Origin of the sequence: Sphingomonas sp. ACRSK (genome assembly GCF_022346685.1) — a bacterium.
In the GTDB taxonomy this organism is placed as follows: Bacteria; Pseudomonadota; Alphaproteobacteria; order Sphingomonadales; family Sphingomonadaceae; genus Sphingomonas; species Sphingomonas molluscorum.
In genome coordinates this window covers 1-4801 of sequence record NZ_JAKRNR010000069.1, presented here as the reverse complement: position 1 = coordinate 4801, position 4801 = coordinate 1, and the positions used below count along the sequence as shown (strand labels likewise).

The 4801-nt window shown below is 67.9% G+C and carries 8 protein-coding genes; all 8 read left to right on the top strand.

Annotation, left to right across the window (positions count from 1 at the left end; all coding sequences use genetic code 11):
* Positions 1-12 precede the first annotated feature (12 nt).
* Positions 13-162, top strand: a complete 150-nt coding sequence (locus MHZ35_RS18230) for a head-tail joining protein (RefSeq protein WP_446741075.1) — start codon at positions 13-15, stop codon at positions 160-162.
* Positions 159-854, top strand: coding sequence for a DUF6441 family protein (locus MHZ35_RS17625; protein ID WP_239436817.1), 696 nt, complete (start codon positions 159-161; stop codon positions 852-854). Before MHZ35_RS18230 ends, MHZ35_RS17625 begins: the two co-directional genes overlap by 4 nt.
* Positions 851-1291 (top strand): hypothetical protein, encoded by a 441-nt coding sequence (locus MHZ35_RS17620; protein WP_239436816.1) that lies wholly within the window; start codon positions 851-853, stop codon positions 1289-1291. Before MHZ35_RS17625 ends, MHZ35_RS17620 begins: the two co-directional genes overlap by 4 nt.
* A 17-nt stretch (positions 1292-1308) precedes the next feature.
* Positions 1309-2265 carry a phage tail tube protein gene (locus MHZ35_RS17615; RefSeq protein ID WP_239436815.1) on the top strand — a complete coding sequence of 319 codons (957 nt, stop codon included), beginning with the start codon at positions 1309-1311 and terminating at the stop codon, positions 2263-2265.
* Positions 2266-2287: 22 nt separating this feature from the next.
* Positions 2288-2575 (top strand): hypothetical protein, encoded by a 288-nt coding sequence (locus MHZ35_RS17610; protein WP_239436814.1) that lies wholly within the window; start codon positions 2288-2290, stop codon positions 2573-2575.
* A complete protein-coding gene (locus MHZ35_RS17605) occupies positions 2575-3141 on the top strand; it encodes a hypothetical protein (RefSeq protein ID WP_239436813.1) in 567 nt (188 codons plus the stop codon). The genes MHZ35_RS17610 and MHZ35_RS17605 overlap by 1 nt, the downstream gene beginning before the upstream one ends.
* Positions 3142-3173: 32 nt before the next feature.
* Positions 3174-3320, top strand: a complete 147-nt coding sequence (locus tag MHZ35_RS17600; protein ID WP_239436812.1) for a DUF7697 family protein — start codon at positions 3174-3176, stop codon at positions 3318-3320.
* Between the two features lie 9 nt (positions 3321-3329).
* Positions 3330-4801 (top strand): hypothetical protein (locus MHZ35_RS17595; protein WP_239436811.1); only part of this gene is annotated, 1472 nt, incomplete at its 3' end.

Below are 4801 nucleotides of genomic sequence, written 5' to 3'. Positions count from 1 at the left end.
CGCCGCTCGGAAGTGCCGGACCCGGCCCCCGGTGACCGCTTCGTAATCCGCGAGATCGATCCGGCCACCCAGGCTGAGGTTGAGACCGTGTGCATCATCGCCGGAGATCCGGAGCTGGACGCCGAGGGCATGACCTGGACCTGCTCGGCGCCGCCGGCATGAACGTCGAGATCGGTGTCCCCGACTTCGCGAAGGTCATGCGCGAGGCGGAGAGCAGCGTCGCACGCGCCGCGACCGTCGCGATGCGCGCCACCACTGGCGACGCGCTGCGCGAGCTGCGCGGGCAGGTCACGTCGGCCGGGCTCGGACAGCGCCTGGCGAACACCTGGCGCGGCAACGTCTATCCGAAGTCGCGCAACGGCATGAACCCGGCCGGCTACATCTACAGCCGCGCGCCCGACATCATCGACAGCTTCGTGCGCGGAGCCACCATCCGCCCCGTCGGCGGCGCAAAGTTCCTCTGGATCCCGACCGGCAACGTCCCGCGGGCGAATGCCAGAATGGGCAGGATCTCCAGGCAGTCGAACGGTCGCATGGGCTCTCGCGGCCTCAAGGGAGGCGCGCTGACGCCGGAGGAATGCGAGGACCGGTTCAACGCCGACTTCATCATCCGGCAGGGCAAGCGCGGCCACCTGCTCGCCTTCATGCAGTTGATACGCTCCCGGAACGGCCGCGGCGTCCGCGCCAATACCGCCGGCCGGCAGCGTCAAGGCCGCACCGCGAACCTGACCCTCATGTACACCCTCGTGCCGAGCGCGCGCATGCCCAAGCTGCTCGACCTCGAAGGCCCAGCTGCTCGGTGGAGCGCCAACTACATCGACGCCTTCACGCGCGGGCTGGAGAAGAACTGGTGAGCAAGCGCCTCGACGTTCTCGCCGCCGTAAAGGCGCTGATCGAATCCGCGCTCCCAGGCGCCACGGTGCTGGGACTGGACGGCAAAGACGCAGCGCCCGCGCGCGTACCGCCAAACGGCCGTGTGGTCGTGCGCAGCGGGGAGCCAGGGGAGCCAGAGGTCGACCTCTGTCCGCCAGTCTACCACTACGACCACCGCATTCCCATCGAGGTCGACGGCTACCAAACTACCGCGCGAACCGGCGAGGAGGTCATCGACGAGATGATGGGCCGGATCGGCACCGCAGTGGAGGCGGATCGCACGCTCGGCGGGCTTTGCGACTGGCTGGAGCCGACCGTCCCGAACACCGACGACATCTACGTCGAGGGCGCGAACCCTGCGCGCGGCGGCGATTTCGACCTGGTCGCCTCCTACTCGACCACTTCCCCTCTCAACTGAGCCCGAAGGAACCCACCATGGCCGTTCAGCCTACCCGCCGGCGCGCGCTCGGCATCAATGCCGTGCAGGCGGCCGTCTTCGAGACGTCCTATGGGCAGACGCCCACGACCGGCTTCAAGCGCCTGCCGTTCGTCAGCAATGCGCTCGGCGAAGAGCGGCCCCTGATCGAGGACGACCAGCTCGGCTTCGGTCGCGAGGGACTGGACCCGGAATATGACGTCGCGACCAACGACGGCGACGTCGTGGTGCCGATGGACACCCGCGCGTTCGGCTGGTGGCTGACGCTGCTGCTGGGCGCTCCGACCACCGCGCCTGTCGAGGGCGGCGGCTATGCGCACACCTTCGTCTCGGGCAAGACGGAACTGCCGTCCGCCTCGATTGAGATCGGCAACCCCGAGATCCCCAGCTTCTCGGTCAACTTCGGCGCGCTCGCCAATCAGCTGCGCGTATCCATGGCGCGTTCCGGCATGCTGAACGCCACCATGGGCATCATCGCCCAGGGCGAGACCCGCAAGCAGGCGCTGAGCGTCGCCGGCACGCCGGTCATGTTCCACGGTGACCGCTTCCAGCAGGCAACCGGCTCCATCAAGCGCGGCGGCGTCGAACTGGGCTCGGTCACCGGCGCCAGCTTCACCTTCTCGAACAACTACGAGAAGGTGGAGTCCATTCGCGAGGACGGCCGGATCGACGGCGCGGATCCGCTCAAGGCGATGATGACCGGCGAGCTGACGATGCGCTTCGACCGGCTCGACCTCTATGACGCGGCCGTTGACGGCACGCCGATCGACCTGTCGTTTGGCTGGAAGCGCGGCGATGCCAGCCTGATCTTCACCGTACCGCGCGTGTTCCTGCCGCGGGTGAAGACGCCGATCAGCGGCCCGGGCGGTATCCAGGCGACCTCCAACTGGCAGGCATCCGGCGCCGGCGGCCACACGCTCACAGCCGTGCTGACGAACGACGTCGCCAGCTACTGATCCCCTCCAGCGGAGAATGCCCGTGAAGAAGGAAAACACCGCCGCTGATGCGACGACCGAAGCCGCGCCTGCACCGAAGCCGGTGCCAACCTATGTTAAGGCGGGCGTGACGCCTGACTTTGCGAAGCTGCGGGTCGTCGATGCCGACACCGGCCGCGCGATCGCGCATGTGCTGGAGGCGGACGTCGAGAAGGGCACCGTCCGGCGCTATGCCGTCGAGCACGGCAACTTCGTGCGCGAGGGCAGCGACCTGAAGGTGATCGACGAGGAGCGGAAGGTCCGCTTTGAGTGGATCGGGGACGCCGCCTGATGCTCGTCGTCAGCAAGCGGGCCGAGGGCCCGGCCTGGCTGCCCGTGATGGGCGCGCAGGTGTTGTTCGCCCCCATCGACCGCAAGATGATGCGTGCAGCGCGCCGGGCCGCAGTGAAGGCTCTCCGCGGCGAAGATGCTGCGGAGGCGGACGAGGCTGGCGATGCGCCGGCCAGCGAGCAGCTGGAGGAGTTGGGTGACGCCCTGAGCGTCGCCCTGATCCTCGCCGGCGCGCTCGACTGGAAAGACGTCTGCCGGATGGCCGACGGCGAGGACGCCAGCGCCGGTGAACCGCTTCCGTTCAGCCGGGAGAACCTGGAGCACGCGCTCTCCGACCCGCTGATCTTCGACGCGTTCGATCAGGCGTATGTCATGCCATTCGTCATGCGGGAGCGGACAAAAAACGTCTCCGCCGCCTCTCAGGTTGGCACTGGGGAGGCGGCGATGCCGGAGAGCGATACTGCCAGCTCACCTGCCAAGTCGGCGAAGGCGGCCGGTGCAAAGCCTGCCCGTACCGGGTCGAAGAGCCCGACACCGCGGAAGCGGAAGGCGTCTGGGAAGTCCTGACGTCCTGTGACCGGCAGCTGCGGGTCGCGGGCATGACGGGCAAGCCGTTCGCGCTGGATTACGCGGCGGTGATGGCGGTCGGCGCCGCGCTGGACGCCGACATGGAGATGCTGGCGGACGTGCTGCCGGCAGCGGAAGCCGCGATCGTCGCGCAGTTCGCCGGCGACGGCGAGGATTGAGGAGGGCGCGTGGAAAAGTCCGTCTCGATCCGCATGGGAACCACTGGCAAGGCCGACGTCACCCGCACCTTTGACGAGATCGCCGCTTCCGGCGATGCATCGGCAAAGCGCTGGAGCAAGGCCTATGAGCGCGCCGGTGAGGACGTCGAGGCCGCCCTGCAGCGCCAAGCCGCCGCCGCCGCCAAGATTGCTGCCATCGCGCCGCAGTCTTCCGTCCAGATGCGGATCGAGGATGCGAACGGCACCGGCTTTGGGCAGTGGGAGGGCTCTGCCCGCCAATCTGCCGCCGCCTTCAAGGAGCTGATTGCCGCCGAGGAGCAGCTGGACGCGCGCACGCGTGCCTTGGTGAGCGCCATCGATCCGGCGTTCGCGGCGCAGCAGCGCTACAATGCCGAAATGCGTGAGGCCGCGGCGCTGCATGATGCCGGGCGGATCACGCTCGACCAGTTCATTGCTGCCGAGCAGCAGGCTGCGGCCGTGCTCGACAAGGTGGCTGGCATCACGCGCACCACGGCGCAGGAGACTGCTGAGCTCACCGCCATGCAGGCGCGGGTGGAGGCGGCTGCTGGAACCGGCTTTGGGCAGTGGGAGGGCTCGGCCAAGCGCTCTGCGCTAGCGATGGGCGAACTGCTCGATGCCGAGGAGCAGCTGGAGCAGCGTACGCGCGCGCTGATCGCCGCCATCGACCCGGCCGCAGCCGCGCAGATGCGCTTCGACGCGGAGATGGCGAACGCAAGGGAGCTCGTCAGCCGCGGGGCGATCTCGCTGGACCAGTATGTCGCTAAGCTCCGGTTGGAACAGGACGCGCTCGACGACGCCACCGCCGCGCAGATGCGTGCTCACGCTTCGACCGGGCAGCTCCGTTCCGGCAGCCAGCAGCTCGCCTACCAGATCGGTGACATCACCCAGCAGTGGGCGCTGAACACGCCGCTGATGGTGATCTTCGCCCAGCAGGGTGGGCAGGTGGTGCAGGCGCTCGATCTGATGACGGGCGGAGCCAACCGCTTCATCTCCTTCATGGCGGGTACGTGGGGCGCTGTCCTCCTAGGCGCCGTCATGATCGTTGGGCAGCTGATCAGCCGATCGGACGACGCGAGCAACGCAGCCGACGAGCTGGCGAAGCATCAGGAAAGCCTGTCCGGGATCATCGACAAGACGACCGGCCGGATCAAGGAACAGAACCAGGCGCTGTTGCAGAACGCGATTCTAGCCGCGCGAAAGGACGTGAACGACACGCGCGCTGCCTACGTCGACGCGCGCACCAGCTTCGTGAACACGGCCGTGCCGATCCCCGGCTTGGCGCAGCTGCAGCAGCAGTTCGCCCGCGGCGAAAAGAGCGCAGCTCAGGTCTCTTCCGAATTGGCCGCTCTGACCCGCGAGTTCAAATATGGGACCACCGGCTATAAGCAGGTGGAGCACCTGCAGGGCCTGCTGAAGAACATCGTGGATACGGCGCGGACGGGTGTCAGCGCGCAGGCACA